The organism is Streptomyces sp. NPDC087310 (assembly GCF_044744405.1).
Lineage (GTDB): Bacteria > Actinomycetota > Actinomycetes > Streptomycetales > Streptomycetaceae > Streptomyces.
The window spans coordinates 239,596-259,420 of the sequence record NZ_JBIUYF010000006.1; the positions used below are offsets into that span (position 1 = coordinate 239,596).

General features: G+C 71.6%; 15 protein-coding genes. 10 read left to right on the top strand and 5 right to left on the bottom strand.

Annotated elements, in window-relative coordinates:
• Window positions 1-103 precede the first annotated feature (103 nt).
• The 5 genes from ACIO3P_RS23940 (at window position 104) to ACIO3P_RS23960 (ending at window position 7,859) form a co-directional block, all read left to right on the top strand.
• Window positions 104-634: a DinB family protein gene (locus ACIO3P_RS23940; RefSeq protein WP_401852103.1), complete on the top strand. Its 531-nt coding sequence runs from the start codon at window positions 104-106 to the stop codon at window positions 632-634.
• Window positions 635-1,051: 417 nt separating this feature from the next.
• Entirely contained in the window at window positions 1,052-2,005 is a 954-nt protein-coding gene (locus ACIO3P_RS23945) for a hypothetical protein (protein WP_401852106.1), read from the top strand.
• 238 nt (window positions 2,006-2,243) lie between these two features.
• Window positions 2,244-3,230 (top strand): sugar phosphate isomerase/epimerase family protein, encoded by a 987-nt coding sequence (locus ACIO3P_RS23950; protein ID WP_401790006.1) that lies wholly within the window; start codon window positions 2,244-2,246, stop codon window positions 3,228-3,230.
• A gap of 37 nt (window positions 3,231-3,267) precedes the next feature.
• On the top strand, window positions 3,268-6,567 hold the full coding sequence (locus ACIO3P_RS23955) for a PQQ-dependent sugar dehydrogenase (protein WP_401852108.1): 3,300 nt from the start codon (window positions 3,268-3,270) through the stop codon (window positions 6,565-6,567).
• A 119-nt stretch (window positions 6,568-6,686) separates the two neighbouring features.
• Complete coding sequence (locus ACIO3P_RS23960; RefSeq protein ID WP_401790008.1) at window positions 6,687-7,859, top strand: ROK family protein; 1,173 nt, start codon at window positions 6,687-6,689, stop codon at window positions 7,857-7,859.
• Between the two features lie 36 nt (window positions 7,860-7,895).
• On the opposite strand, the gene ACIO3P_RS23965 is transcribed toward ACIO3P_RS23960, so the two are convergent.
• Complete coding sequence (locus tag ACIO3P_RS23965) at window positions 7,896-9,362, bottom strand: cation:dicarboxylate symporter family transporter (protein ID WP_329825853.1); 1,467 nt, start codon at window positions 9,360-9,362, stop codon at window positions 7,896-7,898.
• A 424-nt stretch (window positions 9,363-9,786) separates the two neighbouring features.
• Between ACIO3P_RS23965 and ACIO3P_RS23970 the strand changes: the two genes are divergently transcribed.
• The 3 genes from ACIO3P_RS23970 to ACIO3P_RS23980 all read left to right on the top strand — a co-directional run bounded on the left by ACIO3P_RS23970 (window position 9,787) and on the right by ACIO3P_RS23980 (window position 13,266).
• A complete protein-coding gene (locus ACIO3P_RS23970; RefSeq protein WP_401852109.1) occupies window positions 9,787-11,022 on the top strand; it encodes a Clp protease N-terminal domain-containing protein in 1,236 nt (411 codons plus the stop codon).
• Window positions 11,023-11,102: 80 nt separating this feature from the next.
• On the top strand, window positions 11,103-12,608 hold the full coding sequence (locus ACIO3P_RS23975) for a sensor histidine kinase (protein ID WP_401852111.1): 1,506 nt from the start codon (window positions 11,103-11,105) through the stop codon (window positions 12,606-12,608).
• A gap of 4 nt (window positions 12,609-12,612) precedes the next feature.
• Window positions 12,613-13,266 carry a response regulator transcription factor gene (locus ACIO3P_RS23980; protein ID WP_329825425.1) on the top strand — a complete coding sequence of 218 codons (654 nt, stop codon included), beginning with the start codon at window positions 12,613-12,615 and terminating at the stop codon, window positions 13,264-13,266.
• 43 nt (window positions 13,267-13,309) lie between these two features.
• Here ACIO3P_RS23980 and ACIO3P_RS23985 read toward each other — a convergent pair whose 3' ends face one another.
• Genes ACIO3P_RS23985 through ACIO3P_RS24000 form a run of 4 tightly spaced genes read right to left on the bottom strand, consistent with a single transcriptional unit; the run spans window position 13,310 to window position 16,874 of the window.
• Window positions 13,310-14,344 carry a zinc-binding dehydrogenase gene (locus tag ACIO3P_RS23985; protein ID WP_401852113.1) on the bottom strand — a complete coding sequence of 345 codons (1,035 nt, stop codon included), beginning with the start codon at window positions 14,342-14,344 and terminating at the stop codon, window positions 13,310-13,312.
• A gap of 16 nt (window positions 14,345-14,360) precedes the next feature.
• Window positions 14,361-15,131, bottom strand: coding sequence for an SDR family oxidoreductase (locus tag ACIO3P_RS23990; protein ID WP_329825427.1), 771 nt, complete (start codon window positions 15,129-15,131; stop codon window positions 14,361-14,363).
• Window positions 15,132-15,171: 40 nt separating this feature from the next.
• Complete coding sequence (locus tag ACIO3P_RS23995; protein WP_329825428.1) at window positions 15,172-16,242, bottom strand: D-2-hydroxyacid dehydrogenase; 1,071 nt, start codon at window positions 16,240-16,242, stop codon at window positions 15,172-15,174.
• Window positions 16,239-16,874: an RraA family protein gene (locus ACIO3P_RS24000; RefSeq protein ID WP_329825429.1), complete on the bottom strand. Its 636-nt coding sequence runs from the start codon at window positions 16,872-16,874 to the stop codon at window positions 16,239-16,241. The genes ACIO3P_RS23995 and ACIO3P_RS24000 overlap by 4 nt, the downstream gene beginning before the upstream one ends.
• 699 nt (window positions 16,875-17,573) lie before the next feature.
• Between ACIO3P_RS24000 and ACIO3P_RS24005 the strand changes: the two genes are divergently transcribed.
• A complete protein-coding gene (locus ACIO3P_RS24005; RefSeq protein ID WP_401852115.1) occupies window positions 17,574-18,950 on the top strand; it encodes an MFS transporter in 1,377 nt (458 codons plus the stop codon).
• 55 nt (window positions 18,951-19,005) lie between these two features.
• A complete protein-coding gene (locus tag ACIO3P_RS24010) occupies window positions 19,006-19,812 on the top strand; it encodes a 5-oxoprolinase subunit PxpA (RefSeq protein ID WP_329825431.1) in 807 nt (268 codons plus the stop codon).
• Window positions 19,813-19,825: the final 13 nt, after the last annotated feature.

Sequence of the window (19,825 nt, forward strand, 5' to 3'; positions counted from 1 at the left end):
CGGGGGGACCTGTCGAGATCACAGCGTTGCGGGCGGGTGAATTCCGCGCCGGACGCCGCAAAAGGGTTTGCCGGGCGATCGGGGGGACTGCCAGGCTCCCCGGATGACAGCAGCCCGAGTCGAATTGCTGACCCGCCAACTCGACCTGACCTGGTCCTTGTTCGAGTACTACCTGCGGGAGCTGGACGACACCGCCTGCCTCTGGGAGCCGGCGCCGGGCTGCTGGACCGTGCGCCCCGACGGCCGGGGGAACTGGGTGGCCGACTGGGAGACACCGGAGCCCGACCCCGCCCCGTACACCTCCATCGGATGGCTGACCTGGCACATCGGCTACTGGTGGACGACCACCCACGCCCACTGCTTCGGGTCCGGCGCGCCCGCGCGCGAGGAGATCACCTGGCCGGGCGGTGCCGACACCGCCGCCGACTGGCTGCGCGGGCTGCGGGACGAGTGGCGCGCGGCGCTGCTCCTGCTCACCGACGCCGATCTCGACTCCACCGAGCGGACCGCCGGACTGCCCTGGGGCGAGGGGCTGGCCCTGGTGGACGTGGCGAGCTGGGTCAACTTCGAACTGGCCAAGAACGTCGCGGAGATCGGCCTGACCCAGCGCTTCCACGCGGCACGGACCGACTGACCTACCGGCCCGACCTCTCTCCTGACGGGCTTTCCGGCGGTGCGGCCCCGTACCGCCGGAAAGCCTTTTCTTCTGAGCGGCAGATCTTTTGACGGTTCATAAGAAAGTTTCACGGATTCGTTCCGAACCTCTGGACAGCCCTCACGCGGCGTCCTAATGTCTCGGCCCACCGGACAAGTGTTTCGTCGCGGTAACACCGCAGCCGCCCCGGCGTTCGCGCGAACGCCCTCCACCGCACGAGTCTTTCCACGTCTCTCCCCCCACGGCCGGGTCGGTTCCGACTGAACCCGTCCCGAGGCGCTGCGCGCCCGTCGCCCCGGCGGTCGCACGCTCACGCACTGTGCAGCACCCCCGTCGACGTACGGGGTCACGGCCGCGCCACCGGCGCGGCCGTCACCGCAGCGGAAGGGAAACGACATGAAGGTACGCACGTTCATCGCCACGGCGTCGCTGGTGGCCTCCGGAGGCATCGTCGCCTTCGCCGGCTCCGCGCAGGCCGCGCTCTACACCACCTGCGTCGGGGACGGCGGCGCCGTCACCGTCAGCGGCGACCTGGTCGTACCGGCGGGCAAGTCCTGCACCCTGACCGGTACGAAGGTCAAGGGCGCGGTCACCGTCGAGGACGGGGGCGACCTCGTCGCCGCGGGAGCCACCTTCAACGGCGCCGTCAACGTGGGCGACAACGCCTATCTCGACCTCACCGACACCACCGTCAAGGGCACGCTGACCGCCCGCGCCGCCTTCGGCGCCCACCTCCAGGACAGCACCGTCAAGGCCGGCGTCACCGCCACCGAGGGCTTCGTGTACGCCGTCGACTCCACCCTCGGCGGGACCGTCAGAGCCGAGTCGGGCGAGCTGTACGTGTCGGGCTCCACCCTCAGCGGGGCCCTGACCGGGGACCGTAACCAGTACACCGACGTGTACGACACCACCGTCAAGGGCGCCCTCACCGTCAGCGGGAACACCCTCGGCGGTGTTCTCTGCGCCAGTGAGGTCCAGGGCAACACCGTGTACAAGAACAACGCCGACGCCCTCCAGCTCGGCGGCGAGGGGCTGCTCGGCTCCTGCCGGGGCGCCACCTACCTCGGCGGCGATCTCGCGGTCACCGGCAACACCGCCAACGCCGTACTCGACAACACGATCGTCCGGGGCGCGCTCACCGCCACCGGGAACACGCCCGTGCTCAAGGTCGGTGACCTGGCCCGGGTCCGTGGTGGAATCACCGGCGAGACCGCCCCGGCGGCCTCGTCCGCCCGCTCCGCCAAGGTGGCCGCGCGGGACCGCGGGAACGAGCTCGCCGGGAAGGCGGCGGAGCGCGCGGCCGAGGCACGGGCCGACGCCCACGCGGCGGGCGACTCCCGGCTGAAGTGAGCCCCGGCGGCTCATGACGGCACGCCGGGCACCTCGCCCGGTCCGTACACCTCGCCGGTACGTACGCCCCCGGTGCCCCGCCGGTACGTACACCGCCGCCCGGCGGCCTCGCCCGGTCGGCGCACGTCGCCGGGTCCGCACATCTCGCCCGCTCCGCACGCCCCCCGCACCCGCCTCCCCGCCCCCGCCGCCACCTCCCCGTGACGGACACCCCCCGCCCATCCCCTCAGGAGTGACCATGGGCCATTCTTCGCGCAAGTCCTTCGACCGCAGGGACTTCCTGCGGGCCACCGCCGGCACCACCGTGGCGCTCGCCGCCGCCTCCGTCGCCGGGGCCACGGCCGCCTCCGCTGCCCCGGCCCCGCGCACCGCCGCAGCCGGCGGGCTCACCATTCCCAAGGACCGCATCGGCATCCAGCTCTACAGCATCCGCGACAAGGTCGCCTCCCTCGGTTTCGCCGTCGTCTTCGCGGAGCTGTCCCGGATCGGCTACCGCGAGGTCGAGTTCGCCGGATACACCCAGGACACCGCCATCCTGGGCCGGCAGATCACCCTCCCCGAGATCCGGAAGCTGCTCGACGACAACGGGCTGCGCGCCGTCGGCAGCCACGTCGGCATCGGCAATCTGCGCGCGAACCTCCAGGCCGAGCTGGACGCCGCGCAGATCCTCGGCATGCCGCACGTCGGGACCGCCAACGCGCCCTCGAACCTCAACACCGTCGCGGGTTACCGCGCCGCTGCCGACGAGTTCAACGTCTGGGGCGCGGCGGCCACCGCCCGTGGCCTGAAGCTCTACCAGCACAACCACGCGGGCGAGTTCGCCTTCGCCACGGACCAGCCCTCCGTACGGCTCTACGACGTCTTCCTGAAGAACACCGATCCGCGCCATGTCTATCTGGAGCTGGACATCTACTGGGCGTACGTGGGCCAGTACCGCTTCCCGGGGTTCGACCCGGCCGCGTACGTCCGCAACCAGCCCTACCGCTACCCGCTGTTCCACATGAAGGACGGCGACGCCAACCCGTCCAACGCCAACGGCTTCGACATCGTCGAGTTCGGCGCCGGGGACCTGCCGTACGAGCGGTTCATCCGCGACATCGGCCCGCGCGCCGCCCACATCGGCATCTGGGAGCAGGACACGGCCCCGAACACCCAGCCCAACCCGCCGGGTTCGCTCGGCGCCGCCGCACGCAGCTTCGCGGCGATCGACCAGCTCCTGCGCTGAGACCCCGCCCGCCGACGACAGAGGAGACGCATTCACCGTGCACCGTTCCCTGAGACGTCTGATGGCAGGGGTCCTGCTCACCGCCCTGCCCGCGCTGGGTCTGGTGGGGCTCGCCCCCGCCGCCCAGGCGCACGAGAACCATGAACACGCCCTGGACTGGGCGAACTACGAGAAGGTCACCCTGACCAAGGACACCGGCGAGCCGATCGACCTCGCCGTACTGCCCGACAGCCGGGTGCTGCACACCGCCCGCAACGGCGATCTGCGGCTCACCGACCCCGGCAGCGGGGTGACCAAGGTCGTCAACCACATCGACGTGTACCAGAACTCCGAGATGGGGCTCCAGACCGTCACCCTGGACCCGGACTTCGCCACCAACCAGTGGGTCTACCTCTACTACTCCCCGCCGCTCGACACCCCGGCGGGCTCCGCCCCGCTCCAGCTCCCCGCCGGGCAGACCGACGCGTACTGGAAGCAGTGGGAGGGGTACGACACCCTCACCCGGTTCAAGTGGACCGGCGACAAGCTGGACCTCTCCACCGCCCAGGAGATCATCCGCGTCGACAGCAACCGCGGCCAGTGCTGCCATGTCGCCGGTGACGTGGACTTCGACGCGGACGGCAACCTCTACCTCTCGACCGGCGGGAACACACCGGCGTCCGGACCCAACGTCAACGGGTACACACCGATCAACGACGCGGCCGGCTACAACCCCGGTCTCGACGAGCGCCGCGGCGCGGGCAACACCAACGACCTGCGGGGCAAGATCCTCCGTATCGACGTGCAGGACGACGGGAGTTACACCGTCCCCGACGGCAACCTCTTCGCGGCCGGCACCCCGAAGACCCGCCCCGAGATCTTCGTGATGGGGCTGCGCAACCCCTTCCGGATGACCGTGGACCGGACGACCGGCGCCGTGATGTGGGGCGACTACGGCCCCGACGCGGGCACCGCCGATCCGAACCGCGGTCCTATGGGGTACGTCGAGTGGCAGACCACCACCAAGCCCATGAACGGCGGCTGGCCCTACTGCACCGGTGACAACACGCGCCCTTACCGTGACTTCGACTTCGCCACGCTCACCCCGGGAGCGGCCTTCGACTGCGCCGCCCCCGTCAACGACTCGCGCTGGAACACCGGCGCGAGCGTGCTGCCCCCGGCCACCCCGGCCACCCTCTGGTACGGGGACAAGGACACCGACCAGCCCTGGCCCGAGCTGACCGCGTTCCGCGGTCCCGGCGGCCCCGGCGGCCAGGCCCCGATGGCGGGACCGGTCTACCACTACGACGCGGACAACCCGGCCCCGGGCAAGTTCCCCGCGTACTGGGACGGCAAGGCGTTCTTCGGGGAGTTCTCCCAGGACTACGTCGCCGCGCTCACCCTCGAAGGCCCCGACGGGCCCGTCAGCAAGCTGGAGAACGTCCTCCCCAACAGCGAACGGTCCGCGAACGGCATCCCGCCCTGGGACAACCCGATGGACCTGGAGTTCGGCCCCGACGGCGCGCTCTACGTCCTCGACTACGGTGACGGCTTCTTCCGCCAGAACCCCGACGCGGGCCTCTACCGGATCGACTACGCCGAGGGCAACAAGGCACCCACCGCCGTGATCAAGGCCGACCGGACCTCCGGTCAGGCCCCCCTCGCGGTCAGCTTCAGCGCCACCGGCTCCAGCGACCCGGAGAACGGCGCCCTCACCTACCAGTGGGACCTGGACGGCGACGGTACCTTCGACGCCACCGGACCCACCGCGAGCCGTGTCTACCCGGACAACGGCCAGTTCCAGGCCCGGCTGAAGGTCACAGACCCGCAGGGCAAGACCGGGCTGACCAGCCGCCAGATCACCGTCGGCAACACCGCGCCCACCGTGAAGATCACCTCACCGCCGGACGGTGGCTTCTTCACCTGGGGCGACGCCGTGCCGTACGGGATCTCCGTCGACGACCCGGAGGACGGCGCCACCCCCGACTGCGCCAAGGCCGCCTGGACCTTCGGCCTCGGACACAACCAGCACGGCCACCCGGTCAACAGCGGCACCGGCTGCTCGGGCGCCGTCGTCACCCCGACCGACGCCGGGCACGGAGACACCGAGAACGTCTTCGGCGTCCTCGGCATCACCTACACCGACAAGGGCGCGAACGGCGTCCCGCCCGCCACCGGGGACGCCCAGGTGATCCTCAACCCGGCCCTCATGCAGGCCGAGCACCACGACTCCGCCGAAGGGGTCACCGTCACCGACGACACCACCGCGTCAGGACAGCGCAAGGTCACCTCCTTCGACGCGGGTGACTGGATCGCCTACGATCCGGTCTCCTTCGCCGGCATCACCGGGGTGAAGACGCGGGCCTCCGGAGCCGGAACGCTGGAGCTGCGCTGGAACGCCGTCGACGCCGCGCCGTTCGCCACCGTGACCGTACCGGCGGGGGAGGGCTGGCAGACCGTCACCACCGTGCTGCCGGACGCCCCTTCGGGCAGCGGACAGCTCTACGTCACCACCTCCGGCGGCGTCGATCTCGACTCCCTGGCCTTCCAGGGCGCGGGCGTCGCGGACAGGACCCCGCCGAAGGTCACCGCCACCCTCGACCCGCCCCGGCCGAACGGCGCGGGCGGCTGGTACACGAGCAACGTGTCGCTGAGCGTCACCGCCACCGACAACGGCACGGTCAGCAGCCGCCAGTACTCGGTCGACGGCGGTACGACCTGGCTGTCGGCGAACGCCGCCGTCACCCTGTCGGCGGAGGGCACCACCACCGTCCGCTACCGGGCCACCGACAGCGGCGGCAATGTCTCCGAGACGGGCAGCCTGACCGTACGGATCGACCGCACCGGACCCGCGGTCACCGTCACCGGCCTCGACGCCGACGGGGTGTACGGGGACTCCCAGCGCCCGAAGCCCGTGGTCACCGCCACCGACGCGGTCTCGGGCGGGGTCACCACGACCACCACCCTGGACGGCGCCGCGATCACCCCGGGGCAGCCGCTCGACCTGTGGCGGCTCCCCCTCGGCGGCCATGAGCTCACGGTGAAGGCCGTGGACCGGGCGGGCAACACCACCACGAAGACGGTGCGCTTCACCACCCGTACCTCCTTCGGTGACCTCGCCGCGCTGCTCCCGCGCCTGCACGGCGACGGACTCGTCACGGACCAGGGCCGGCAGCGGCTGACGGTCCGGCTCGACCAGGCACGCGCCCACGCCGACGCGGGCAGGCTCAGCCAGGCCCGCGCCGTGCTGGACGCCTTCGCGACCGCCGCGGGCGACACCGCGCTGGTACCGGACGTGGCGGCGGGCGCGGCCCTCGCCAGGGACGCCCGGGCCGTGAAGGGAGGACTGGCCGGCTGACGGTCGGCAAGCACCGTGGAGCTGCCCCGCCCCGGCGGGGCAGCTCTGTGCGGGTTTCGTCAAGATGTACGCAACTTCTGCCTCGTTGTGGAAAAGTGACGGTCGGAGGAAGTGAGCCTGTGAGCATCCAGTACCGCGTTCTGTCCCTGCTACGGGACAACGGCCCACTGTCCCGTGCCCAGTTGGCGGGCCGGCTGGAGGTGCCACGCCCCCGGCTTCTCGCCGAACTCGACCGGATGCTCGCCGCGGGCAAGGTCCTGGAGGCGGGCCCCGCCGCCTCGCGCGGCGGACGACGCTCCACGCTCGTCCAGCTCGACCCCGGACTCCGGTTCGCCGCCGTGGACCTGGGCGCCAGCTCGCTGGACATCGAGATCACCGACGGCGGGCTCGAACCCGTCGCCTCCTACTCCGAGGCCGCCGACATCCGCTCGGGTCCGGTCGCCGTACTGAACCGGATCAGCGAACTCCTCCACAAACTGGCCGCGCAGGGCCACTGCGCCCGGCTCGACGCCATCGGTATCGGCCTGCCAGGACCGGTCAGCTTCCGGGAGGGCGTCCCCGTCTCCCCGCCGATCATGGTGGGCTGGAACCGTTTCCCCGTACGCGACACCCTCGCCCGTGAGCACGGCTGCCCCGTGGTCGTCGACAACGACGTCAACGTGATGGCCCTCGGGGAGCAGCACAGCGGGGTCGCCCGGTCCGTCGAGCATCTGCTCTTCGTCAAGATCGGCAGCGGTATCGGCTCCGGCATGCAGCACCACGGCCGTATCTACCGGGGCGCCGAGGGGTGCGCCGGCGACATCGGCCACATCCAGGTCGAGGCGGACGGCCCCGTCTGCACCTGCGGCAACACCGGTTGCCTGGAGGCGTACTTCGGCGGGGTCGCCCTCGCCAGGGACGCCACCGAGGCCGCCCGCTCCGGCGACTCCCCGGCCCTCGCCGAACGGCTCGCGGCCCAGGGGACCCTGACCGCCGTCGACGTCGCGGAGTGCGCCGTCGGCGGCGACAGCGCCTGCGTCAACCTCATCAGGGCCGGCGGCCACCGGGTCGGACAGGTCCTCGCCACCCTGGTCAGCTTCATGAACCCGTCGATGATCGTGATCGGCGGCGGACTCTCCGGACTCGGCTATCTGTTACTCGCGGAGATCCGCAGCGTCGTCTACCAGCGCTCACTGCCGCTGGCCACCGGCAATCTGCCGATCGTCATGTCCGAACTCGGCCCGCGCGCCGGGGTCGTCGGCGCCGCGCTCCTGGCGAGTGAACTCGCGTACGGCGAGGACAAGGCGTCCTGAGCGCGGCACCGACGACCCCGGCGTACGGGCGGGACCTCAGCCCTCGGCGGGCCCGGCGGGTACGGACGGCGCCGCGGGCTCGGCGGACTTGGTGAGCCCGGCAGGGGCAGCGGCCTTGACGGGCTCGGCGGGAGCCTCCGCCTGGGGCGGAACCCCGGCGCCTGCCTCCACCGTCTTCGTCTCCGTCTTCGCCGAGACCGGGGCCGCGACCGGCTCCTTCCCGTCGAGTACGCGCACGGCACGCTCGGTGTCCAGCGCGCCCTCCCACCGCGAGACCGCGAAGACCGCCACACAGTTGCCGAGCAGGTTCGTGGTGACGCGCATCGAGTCCATGATCCGGTCCACCCCGAGCAGCAGCGCCACCGCGCCCGCCGGGATGACGCCCAGCGCCGACGCCGTCGCGGAGAGCGCGAGGAACGCCGAGCCCGGCACGCCCGCCATGCCCTTGCTGGTGAGCATCAGGACCAGCACCACGGTGACCTGCTGGCCGAGGCTCAGATCCACCCCGACGGCCTGCGCGATGAACAGCGTGCCGATCGACAGGTAGATCGAGGCGCCGTCGAGGTTGAACGAGTACCCGGTGGGCAGCACCAGCCCGACCGCGTCGTCCCGGCACCCGGCGGCCCGCAGCTTCTGCATCATGCGCGGCATGACGGTCTCGCTGGAGGCGGTGCCCAGCGCGAGCAGCAGCTCCTCACGGGTGTACCGGACGAACTTCCACAGGCTGAGCCCCGTGACCACCTTGAGGGCGACCGCCAGCAGGATCAGGAAGAGCAGCGCCACCCCGTAGCAGAGCGCGATCAGCTTTCCGTACGTCTTCAGCGCGCCGAGTCCGTACTCACCCACGAGATGGGCGGTGGCGCCGAAGACGGCCAGCGGTGCGAGCCGCATGATGAAGCCGACGACCGCGAAGACGACCTGCTGCGCCTGCTCGACGGCCGGGAGGATCGCGGGGACCTTCGTCTTCCCGAGGTGCAGCACCGCCGCGCCGACCAGACAGGCCAGGACGAGGACCTGGAGCAGCGAGTTCTGCGCGAAGGCGCCGACCGCGCTGTCCGGCAGGGCCTCCAGGATGAACTGGGAGGTCGAGGGAAGCTCCCCGCCCCCCGTCTTGCCGTCCACGGCCGACGGGTCGAGCGAGGCGGGATCGACGTTCATGCCCGTGCCGGGACCGACGAGGTTGGCGGCGACCAGACCGAGCAGCAGCGCCGCCGTCGTGGCCACCTCGAACCAGATCAGCGCCTTGACGCCGATCCGTCCGAACCCCTTGAGGTCGCCCGCCCCGGCTATGCCCACCACGACGACGCAGAAGACGAGCGGGGCGATGACAGCCTTGATCAGGCGGATGAATCCGTCGCCCAGCGGCTGGACCGCCGTGGCCGCGTCCGGCCAGAGCCGACCGAGCAGGATGCCCAGTACCAGGGCGCAGACGACCTGCGTGAACAGTGAGGTACGCAGGGATCCGGCCGCGCGCCGGACCAGGGACGGGGACGTGTGCGGCACAGTCACTCTCTCCAGCTCCACTCAGCTCTTCTCAGAGAGCTTCTGTTGCGTTCTGTCATGCGGAAGATCTTTTCCGATCGCTGCTCACTATGGCCGGACCCGTATTTCCGATGGAGGGCCCTGTGTTACGGCCAGGAAAAAATTGCGGATCTTGCCCCCGCGGTACGTCGGGATGTGGTTCGGGAGAAAGATCCGGACGGCCTCGTGCGGGCCGCCCGCCCGGCCGACCGGTTGGCCCGTCCTGCCCGACCGGTTGCCCCGTCCTGGCCGATCGGCCGACGCGAATGGCCGATCGGTCGGCAGGCATGGCCGATCGGCCGGTGGAGATGGCCGGTCGGCCGACGCGCGGACACCGGACCGGGGCCTAGCGTCGGTGGTCACAGGCCGGGCCACCGGCCACCGCACCCGAGGGGGGACCTCTCCGATGACCGAGCCGTCGACACCCACCACAGCCGGTACACCCGCAGACACCGTCCACACCACGGAGTTCGAGAACGACGTCGTCGAACTCCTCACGAAGACCGCGCGCGAGGCCACCTCGTGCGAGAGCCGGACCGCCGGTACCGAACACCTGGTGCACATGCTCGTCATGGGCGATACGACGGCGGGCGAGGCGATCGCCCCCGGCATGCGCCAGGCCGGCGGCCTCGGCGGCATCATCCAGGCCCTCACCTTCCCCGACAGCAAGCGGCCCTGGGCGCACGGCGACACGGCCACCGCCCCCGATCCCCTCCCGGCCCACCCCGGTGACGAGGCCGAGGCCGACGCCGTGTGGCGCGAGGCCACCTGGCGCGCCGCGCAGAAGAAGAAGCGGGGTGGCGACCCCGAGGCGGACGCCCTCCCGCCCGAGCCGTCCGAGGCGCTGCGCGCCTGCCTCCTGCGCGCTCTGCGGCTCGCCCGCCTGGAAGGAACACCGAGCGTCCGGTGCCGGCATGTGGCCCGCGCCCTGCTGCAACTCCCCGACAGCCGCGCGCTGGAGGCGATGACGCTGCAACGGATCGACAAGGCCGCCGCGTCCGCCGCCCTGGACGCCCTGGACCCCCTGGGCGCGGGCGCCGCCGCGGATCCGGACTTCCCGGAGCCTCCGAGCGTCAGGGGCATGCGCGGTTCGGGCGTGGTGGACGGGGGCGGCGGGCTCTCCCGCGTCCTCATGTCCTGGATGTTCCGCAGCGGCCCGGACGGTGACGGGACGCTCACCTCGGTGTTCCTGGAGGCCGAGCGCCAGACCGTACGGCGCGGACACGGCGTGATCGAGCCGACGGACCTGCTGCTGGCCGTCGTGGCGCTGGACCGGGCCCTCGCCGTCACCGGCCGCTCGTTCCCGGAGACGACCGCCGCCGTCAACGAGGCCGCGGCCCTGCTCCGTACGTACGGCGCCGGGCCGGCCTCCCTGGTCCGCGCGGCGAGGGCGGGCGTCGTGGACCCGGCCCCCGGCCCCTTCCCCGCCGCCACCGAGGTGCCGCGCTCGCCCGCCGCCGAACGCGCCCAGTCCGTCGCCCAGCTCACGGCGGCCGAGCAGGGCTCCACCACGACCGGAACCGTACATCTCCTGGCCGCGCTGCTCGCCGACGACGAGGGGGAGGCCGCTCGGCTGCTGCGCGCCGAGGGCGTCGACGTGGCCGCGCTGAAGGACCGGCTGAGCCCGAGCCCCGGCGCGTGAGGACCGGAACCCGCCGTCCCCCGGCCGCTCGGGCGGGCGCTACGGTCCCGGAGGGAAACACGACGAGGAGCGAGGCGAAGGTGTCGGGGACACACATACGGGACCGGGCCCGGAGGGGCCTGCGGACGGCACGCGGCATCGCCCGGCGCGAGGTGGTGGAGTGCACGGCGGCCCTCCGCGCGGCCCGCCGCCGCACCGTCGTCACGGAGGCGCTGGCCTGCGCCCTGGTCGCCGCCCTCGCCCTGATCCCGCTGACCTTCCTGCCCGAGGAACTCTCCCAGGACCGGCCCGTCCTCGCCGCCCTGGAAGGGCTGTGGACGGTTCTCCTGGTGCTCGGGCGCCACCGCCACCCCGCGCTCGTCGTGGCCGCCACGGCGCCGCTGCTCATCGGCTCCAGCGTGTGGATCCTGGTGGCGGTGCCCCTGATCGTGGTGTCCGCCACCCGCCGTGTCACCTCGCGCCAAGCCTGGCAGGCCGTGGGCGCGGCCTGCGCGCTGGCCGTCGTCCTGGCGGTGGCGGACGGCCTGGTCACCGGCGGCCGGATCAGCGGCGACCCGGCGGCCGGATCCCTGACCTGGCCCCAGATACTGGCGGGCGACGCGGTCTCGGTGGTGCTGCTGCTGGGCCTCCCGGCACTGGCCGGGACCCTGCTCGGGCAGCGGCGCCCGCTCGTCAGCCTGCTGCGGGAACGCAACGCCTATCTGGAGCAGGCCCGTTCGCTGACCGCCGTGGCGGCGCGGATGGAGGAGCGGAACCGGATCGCGGGGGAGATGCACGATCTGCTCGGCCACAAACTGAGCCTGATCTCGGTGCACGCGGGCGCGCTGGAAATGGCCGCGGCCCGGCAGGCGCCGCCGCTGGCCGGGCAGGCCGAACTGCTGCGTACCACCGCCGGTACGGCGATGGAGGAACTGCGCGAGATCCTGGGGGTGTTGCGCCGGGCGGAGCTTCAGGACCCCACCGCGGACCCCGGGAGCCGCCGGGGCACCCGCGAGGACATCACGGCTCTCGTGGCCGAGTCCGGGCGGACGGGCATGGCCGTCACGCTCGACTGGTCCGGACCCGACACCACCGACGCCGCCCCGCAGGCCCGTCAGGCGCTGCACCGGGTGGTGCGCGAATCGCTGACCAACGCGCTCAAGCACGCGTCCGGCGCGCCCACCCGGGTGGAGGTCCGCCACGCGGACGGCCGGATCGCGGTCGCCATCACCAACGAGCGCCCCCGGGTGGCCCGTCGGCCGCAGCCCGGCAACCGCAGCGGGCTGGTCGGCCTGGACGAGCGGATCGCGCTGCTCGGCGGCTCGTTCGGCGCGGGCCCCGTCGCGCTCGGCGGATTCCGCGTCGAGGCGCTGCTGCCCGCACACCCGGAACAGCCCGCTCATCCGGACCCGTTCGCGCACCGGGAGCCGTCCGGGCGAGCGACGCGGCCCACGCACCCGCAGGAGAGCGCCGGGGCGTACCCCCCGCTCTCGACCGCCGTGCTGACCTGGCCGCGGGTGCTGGGCGCCGGATGCGCGGCGGCGTTCGTCATCCTTCCCACCGTGGCCTTCCTCGTGATTCTGCTGGTGGTGGCGGTCGTAGGATGAGGCGATGATCCGAGTCCTCATCGCCGACGACGAGACCCTGATGCGCGCCGGCATCCGACTGATCCTGGAGAACGCGGAGGACATCGAGGTGACCGCCGAGGCCGCCGACGGCCGTGCGGCGGTCACCGCCTGCCGGGGCCAGGACATCGACGTGGCGCTGCTCGACATCCAGATGCCCGGCACGGACGGCATCACCGCCGCCGAGGAGATCGCCAGGACCTCGCCCCGTACCCACGTGGTGATGCTGACGGCCTTCGGCGAGGAGCGGAGCGTCACCCGGGCGCTGCGCGTCGGCGCGACCGGCTTCCTGCTCAAGGACACGGGCCCGACCGAGCTGATCCGTTCGGTACGGCTCGCCGCGACCGGCGAACCCGTACTGGCGCCCCGGATCACCCGGCGGCTACTGGAACGGCACGTACGCTCCGGCCACGAGACCGAGGCCGCCCTGCGCAGGACCGACGGACTGACGGCGGCCGAGCGCGACGTCCTGCGGCTGCTCGGTACGGGACTGTCGAACGCGGAGATAGCCGATCAACTCCATCTGAGCGCCAGTACGGTCAAGGCGCACATCAGCCGCATCCTGACCCGCACCGGCTGCGCCAACCGCGTACAGGCCGCCGTCCTGGCCCACGACGCGGGCCTCCTCACCGACGGCTGACACTCCCTCCGGCCCTCCGGCCCTCCCACTCCGGACCGGGTGGTCAGAAGGCGAGGAGCACCTTGCCCGACACCGACGCGTCGGCGGCGACGGCGAACGCGTCCAGCGCCTCGTCGACGGGGAAGGTGTGGGTGACGACCGGGCCGATGGCCAGGGAACCGTCGGCGATCGCCGCGATCACCTCGTCGATCTCGTCGTTGAACCGGAACGAGCCGACCAGCCGCAGTTCGCGGGTGATGGCGTGAGCGATCTGCACCGGCTGGTCACCCTTGGGCAGCAGACCGACCATGACCACCGTGCCGCCCCGGGTGGCCCCGGCGAGGGCGGAGGCGAGACCACGGTGGTTGCCCGAGGACTCGATCACCACGTCCGCGTCCACCGCGGCGATGGCCTCGGTGTCGGTGGCGTCGAGCGTCCGTGTCGCTCCGACGGCGGTCGCGATGGAGCGGGGTTTCGCGTGGAGGTCGACCGCCACGATCTCCGCGGCGCCGGCGCGTGCGGCCACGGCGACGGCGAGCGCGCCGATGGGACCGCTGCCGACGACGAGGACGCGCTTGCCGCCGAGGTCACCGGCGTGCGACACGGCGTGCCAGGCGACGGCGGCCGGCTCGGCCAGCGCCGCGACGCGGAGGTCGATCCCGGCGGGCAGCGCGCGGAGCATCCCCACGGGCAGCACGATCTCGCGGGCGAAGGCCCCCTCGGTGTGGGGGAAGCGGGCGGCCGAGCCGAGGTAGCGCACCCCGGGGGAGAGGTTGGGGCGGTCCTCAGGGAAGCGGACGTCGGTGTGTTCGTGCGTCGCCGGATGGACCGCGACCGGGGTACCCGCGGCGGGGCCCGAGCCGTCCGACGCCTCCCGTACGACCGTACCGACCACCTCGTGCCCGAGGATCATCGGTGCCCGCAGGACGGACTCCCCGACGGCGCCGTGCCGCCAGTAGTGGAGGTCGGAGCCGCAGATGCCGCCGTAGGCGACGGCGACGACCGCCTCGCCGGGCCCGGGGGACCGCACGGCGACGGGCTCGACGCGCAGGTCGTCCGCACCGTGGGCGACGACAGCCGTGGTGGTGTGCGGTGTCATGAACGATTTCCCTTTCTCAGACGACGACGGTCATGCCGCCGTCGACGAAGATGACCTGGCCGTTGACGTACGCGGACGCGCTGGACGAGAGCCATACGGCGGGGCCGACCAGATCGGCCACCGTCCCCCAGCGCCGGGCCGGGGTGCGGCCGAGGATCCACGCGTTGAACTCCTCGTCGTCCACGAGTTTCTGCGTCATCTCGGTGTGGATGTATCCGGGTGCGATCCCGTTGATCTGCAGCCCTTCACCGGCCCATTCCGCGGTCATGGCCCGGGTGAGGTTGCGCAGGGCCCCCTTGGCCGCCGTGTAGGGGCCGATGGTCGGGCGGGCGAGGTCGGTCTGGACCGAGCAGATGTTGACGATCTTGCCCGCCCGGCGCGGCAGCATCCGCCGGGCGACCTGGCGGCCCACCACGAAGGCGCCGGTGAGGTCGGTGTCGACCACCCGCCGCCAGTCGTCGAGGCTCACGTCGACGAGGGGTTCGCGGTGCTGGACGCCGGCGTTGTTCACCAGGATGTCGAGGGCGCCCACCTCGGACTCGATCGAGTCCACGGCCCTGGCCACCGCGTCCTCGTCGACGATGTCGAAGGCCCGGGCCGCGATCCGGTCGTCGCCGTACCGCCCGGCGAGCGCCGCGCGCGTCGCTTCGAGACGGGCCGGATCGACGCCGTTGAGGACGATCGTGGCCCCGGCGTCCGCGAGTCCCTCGGCGAGGGCGAGTCCGATGCCGCGGCTCGAACCGGTGACCAGGGCGACGCGGCCGGTCAGATCGAAGGCTGAGGTCATGTTGCTTGCTCGTCTTCCTGGTGCGTGGAACGCGACCTGGTCAGTAGAACTCGACGGTGTTCACGCGGTTGAGCAGGTCCTGTCCGTCCAGGAGCCGGGTGGCGTTGGCCGCGAAGAGCTCGGCGATGAGACGGTCCTCCGCGGGGTCGAGCGCGGCGGTGTGCGGGCTCACCAGCACGCGCTCGTGGTCCCAGAGCGGGCTGTGGGCCGGCAGCGGTTCCGTCTCGAAGACGTCCAGCGCGGCGAAACCCACCTGGCCGGAGTCGAGCGCGCCGATCAGGGCGGCCTCGTCGACGACGGTTCCCCGGCCGACACTGACGACGGTGGCCCCGGGGCGGAGGGCGTCGAAGAACCGCGTGCCGAGGAGGTGCTCGGTCGCCGCGGTGCCGGGGAGCGTGTTCACGACGGCGTCCACCGTCGCTGCCACCTCGACGATACGGTCGGGATGCACCACGGCGGAGACACCGGGAACGTCGGTGTCCCTCCTGCTCGTGCCGATGACGGTCGCGCCCAGCGCGTGCAGCTTCGCGGCGACGATCCGGCCGATCCCCCCGAGGCCGAGCACGAGCACGGTCTGCTCGCTGACCTGCCGCATCGTCCAGCGTCCGCTCCACTCGTGGTCGCGCTGCTGGCGGTTCAGCCGGGGCAGGTCCTTGGCGCCCGCGAGCACCCCGAGGACGGCGAACTCGGCGAGCGGCCCGCCGTGCACACCGGCCGAGGTGGTGAACCGGACCCGGTCGAGCTCGTCACCGCTGAGCCCGGCGGCCTTGACCTGGCTCCCCCCGCCCGCGGCCATCGTGTGCACCCAGCGCAGCCGCGGGTTGGCGCGGACCGTTCGCGCCAGGGCGGACGGGGCCACGTCGGGGATGCCGTACAGGGCGTCCGCCGAATCGACGGCCGCCTCGTAGGAACGCTGCTGGTCGGGGGTGCGCCGCCAGGACGGATCGCCGGCGAAGTCGGCGGGCCAGCGCATCGGGGGGAGCAGCGCGTGGTCGACGACGAGGTCGATCCGGGGTTCCAGCTCCCGGACACGGGCGCAGTTCTCCTCGGACAGCGGCGCGGCGACCACGACCCTGAGCCGGTCCTCCGACCGGTGTGCGCCCGTACTCACGCGAGCCTGTTCCGTGTCGCCTCGACCTCGGCGTCCAGCTCGGCCTCGCGGGCGACGATCGCCTTGACCGCCGTGAGCGCTTCCTCGGCGCGGTGCGGCGGAATGACGATGACGCCGTCCTCGTCGGCGGCGACGATGTCACCGGGGTTCACCACGACACCGCCGATGGCGACCGCCTCGCCGATCGTGCCCGGCCCGTTCTTGAACGGACCGGCGGGGGTGAGCCCGCGCGCGAAGATCGGGACGCCGAGCTTCTCGATGATCGCTCCGTCGCGCGCGTAGCCGTCGATGACCGCGCCGGCGGCACCGAACAGGGCGAACCGCTGGGCGAGGTTGTCGCCGACGATGGCGCGGCCGTCGTAGCCGAAGGCGTTGATGACGAGGATGTCGCCGGGGCGGATGTGGTCGAGCGCGGCGATCACGGCTTTGTTGTCGCCCGCGACGGTGAGGACAGGGAGCGCCGTGCCCACGGCCCTGGCACCGCTCCAGATCGGCGCGATGCCCCCGTCGACGATGTTCAGCCGGTCGAGGGCGTCACCCAGGTTGGCCACGGAGTGTTCGCGGAACTGATCGAGCACCTGGGGGTCGACCCGGTCCCAGGTGGTGTTCACGCGAACGTTGTCCTCGGGCATCACGGTCTCCTTCGGAGGATGGGGAGGCGGGGGAGGCCCGCGGGTGGATGCGGTGCATGGCGTCACCCAACCGGCTTACGTCTCAAGGAAGTTGCCTGGTTCCGAGAGATGAAGCCGTTCTCGGGAGGGCCGGGGGCATCCCGTCGATCCATAAAGTGCGAAACCTTTCGCGTTTCGCAAGAGACAGTGTGCATCGATCCGTGTCCCTAGGCAAGGGTCGAAGGGGGGTATCCCCCTGGTCGGAGTGGTGCTTCGGTGAGGTGGCGCGGTCTCGCGGCCGCCGGAAATTCGCGCGACGGCACCGGAAGATCCCCTGGTGGCCGGGGTGGAAGCCTGATGGAAGCGCAAGGTTAACGTCGGGGCAACGCAAGTCCTTGACCGGCCAGGAATGCGAATCTATTCTCATTCGCGATTCAAGTCTCAACTTGGCTCCGGCACTTTTCCACGGCGCCGTGCCGTGAATGTCTTCCCCCGGCCTACTCGGACAGGGGACGGTGGCCCGAGCCGGTGAACGGGTCCCCGAACGGGGCCGAAGCCGCACAACTCCGCCGAGACACCGTCGTCGCCTTCCCACGAGGACCCGGAAAACCGACGGAACCGCCTCGGCACAGGGGCGACTGCCGACAGCGACAGCGACCACGTTCAGCGCACGCTTCTCAGGACACCGTTCCAGGAGTCCGCGACACCGAAAGTGAACGTATGACAACGTCAGATCGACTCGACATCACGTCAGATCGGCACGAGACCGCGTCGGAGCAGCCCGACGCGACAGAGGTCGACGTCGTCACCGCGAACGGCAAGGTCGTCCGCAAGGCCACCGTCGCCGGCGCGGTCGGCTCTTTCGTGGAGTGGTACGACTACGGCATCTACGGCCTGCTCGTCACCTATCTCGCGATCAACATCATGGGCGAGGCCGAGGCCGGAGGGCTCTTCCTCACCAACGTCGGCTTCCTGGTCAGCTTCATCGCGCGCCCCTTCGGCAGTGTCATCTGCGGATACCTCGGGGACAAGATCGGGCGCAAATCCCTCCTGGCCACCCTCCTGGTGCTCATCTCCGCCGCGACAGCGGCCATCGGCCTCATCCCCTCCTCCGCCGCCATCGGTGTCTTCGCGCCCATCCTCCTGGTCCTGCTCCGGGTGCTGCAGGGCTTCTCGGCGGGCGGCGAGGTGGCCGGCGCGATGTCCTTCGTGGGCGAGTACGCCCCGGACGCGCGCCGCAACTACATGATGAGCTTCATCGCCGTCGGCTCGTTCGTCGCCCTCATGTTCGGCAGCGCCTTCTCCGCCGTCCTCATCACGACACTCGGCGACGACGCGATGACCTCCTGGGCCTGGCGGGTCCCGTTCCTCCTCGCCGTCCCGCTCGGCTACATCGGCTTCTACATCCGCCGCCAGTTGGAGGAGACCCCGCACTTCACGGCGCTGCGCGAACAGAACATCGTCGTACGCAACCCGCTGAAGGCCGCGCTGACCTCCCCGCGCCACCTGAAGGCGATCGCGCTCACGATCTTCCTGCCCGCGCTCAACGGCCCCGGCTACTACCTGCTGTTCGTCTACATGCCGACCTACTTGAAGACCTCGCTCGGCGAACACAACTTCACGATGCTGCGGGCGCTCATGGTCACCGCGGTCAGCCTGATCGCCATCGTGATCTGTATCCCGCTCATGGCCCGGCTGTCGGACCGTATCGGCCGCAAGCCCGTGCTCGTCTCCTCCGCGGTCGCGATGGCCGTGGTCTCGTACCCGATGTTCCTGCTCATCACCACCGGCGAGTTCGCCCTCGCGTGCATCGGCACCACCGTGCTCGCGATCGCGTTCTCCGGCCACGCCGCGGTGGTGCACACCGTGCTCGCCGAGCTGTTCCCGACCACCGTGCGCTACTCCGCGTACAGCATCGGGTTCAGCATCTCGACGATCATCTTCGGCGGCAGCGCCCCGCTCCTGATGACTACGCTGATCGAGTCGACCGGATCCAACCTGATCCCGGCGTTCGCCTCCATCATCACCGCCGTGATCACCCTGATCACCCTCGCGTTCCTCCGCGAGACCAAGGGCCGGCCGCTCGCCACCCACTGACTCGAATCCCACCGACTCGCGTCCCACCGAACCGCCACCACTCCCGGGAGACACCATGGGAATCAACTCGGTAGCCGTCGTCGCCGACCTCGGCGAGAGCTTCGGCAACTACACGATCGGCGACGACGACGCCCTGCTCGGCCTCGTCACCTCGTCGAACATCGCCTGCGGCTTCCACGCCGGTGACCCGCGCATCATCGACAGGACCGTCGCCGAATGCGTCGCCCGCGGCATCGAGCTCGGCGCCCACCCCGGATACCCCGACCTCGTCGGGTTCGGCCGCCGGCTCATCGAGGCGTCGGAGGAGGAGATCCGTACCGACGTCCTCTACCAGCTCGGTGCGCTCGACGCCTTCGCACGCGTCCACGGCGGCACGATCAGCCATGTCGCCCCGCACGGCCGGATGGGCTCGATCGCGCAGACCGACGCCAAACACGCCCGCGCCATCACGGACGCGATCGCCGCGTACAACACCGACTACATCGTCATCTGCCAGCGCGGCCTGCTCGCCGAGGAGTCCCGCAAGCGGGACCTGGAGGTCGGCTACGTGTTCCTGGCGGACCGCGGATACGGCGACGACGGCATGCCCGTCCCGCGCTCGCACGAGCAGGGCCTGGTCCACGACCCCGCGCTCATCGGCGAGCGGGGCGTCCAGGTCGTACGGGAGGGCACGGTGCGCTCGGTCAACGGCAACGTCGTACCGCTCGGCCACGACGCCGATGTGCTGCTGCTGCACGGCGACCACCCCACGGTGCTGGAGAACGGCACCGCGCTGCGTGCCGCGCTCGAAGCGGCGGACGTCCGGGTCACGGGCCTGCGGGACGTCCTGGCGGAGAAGGCGGAGGTGGCGCTCGCCCGTTGAGGGACGAGCGCGC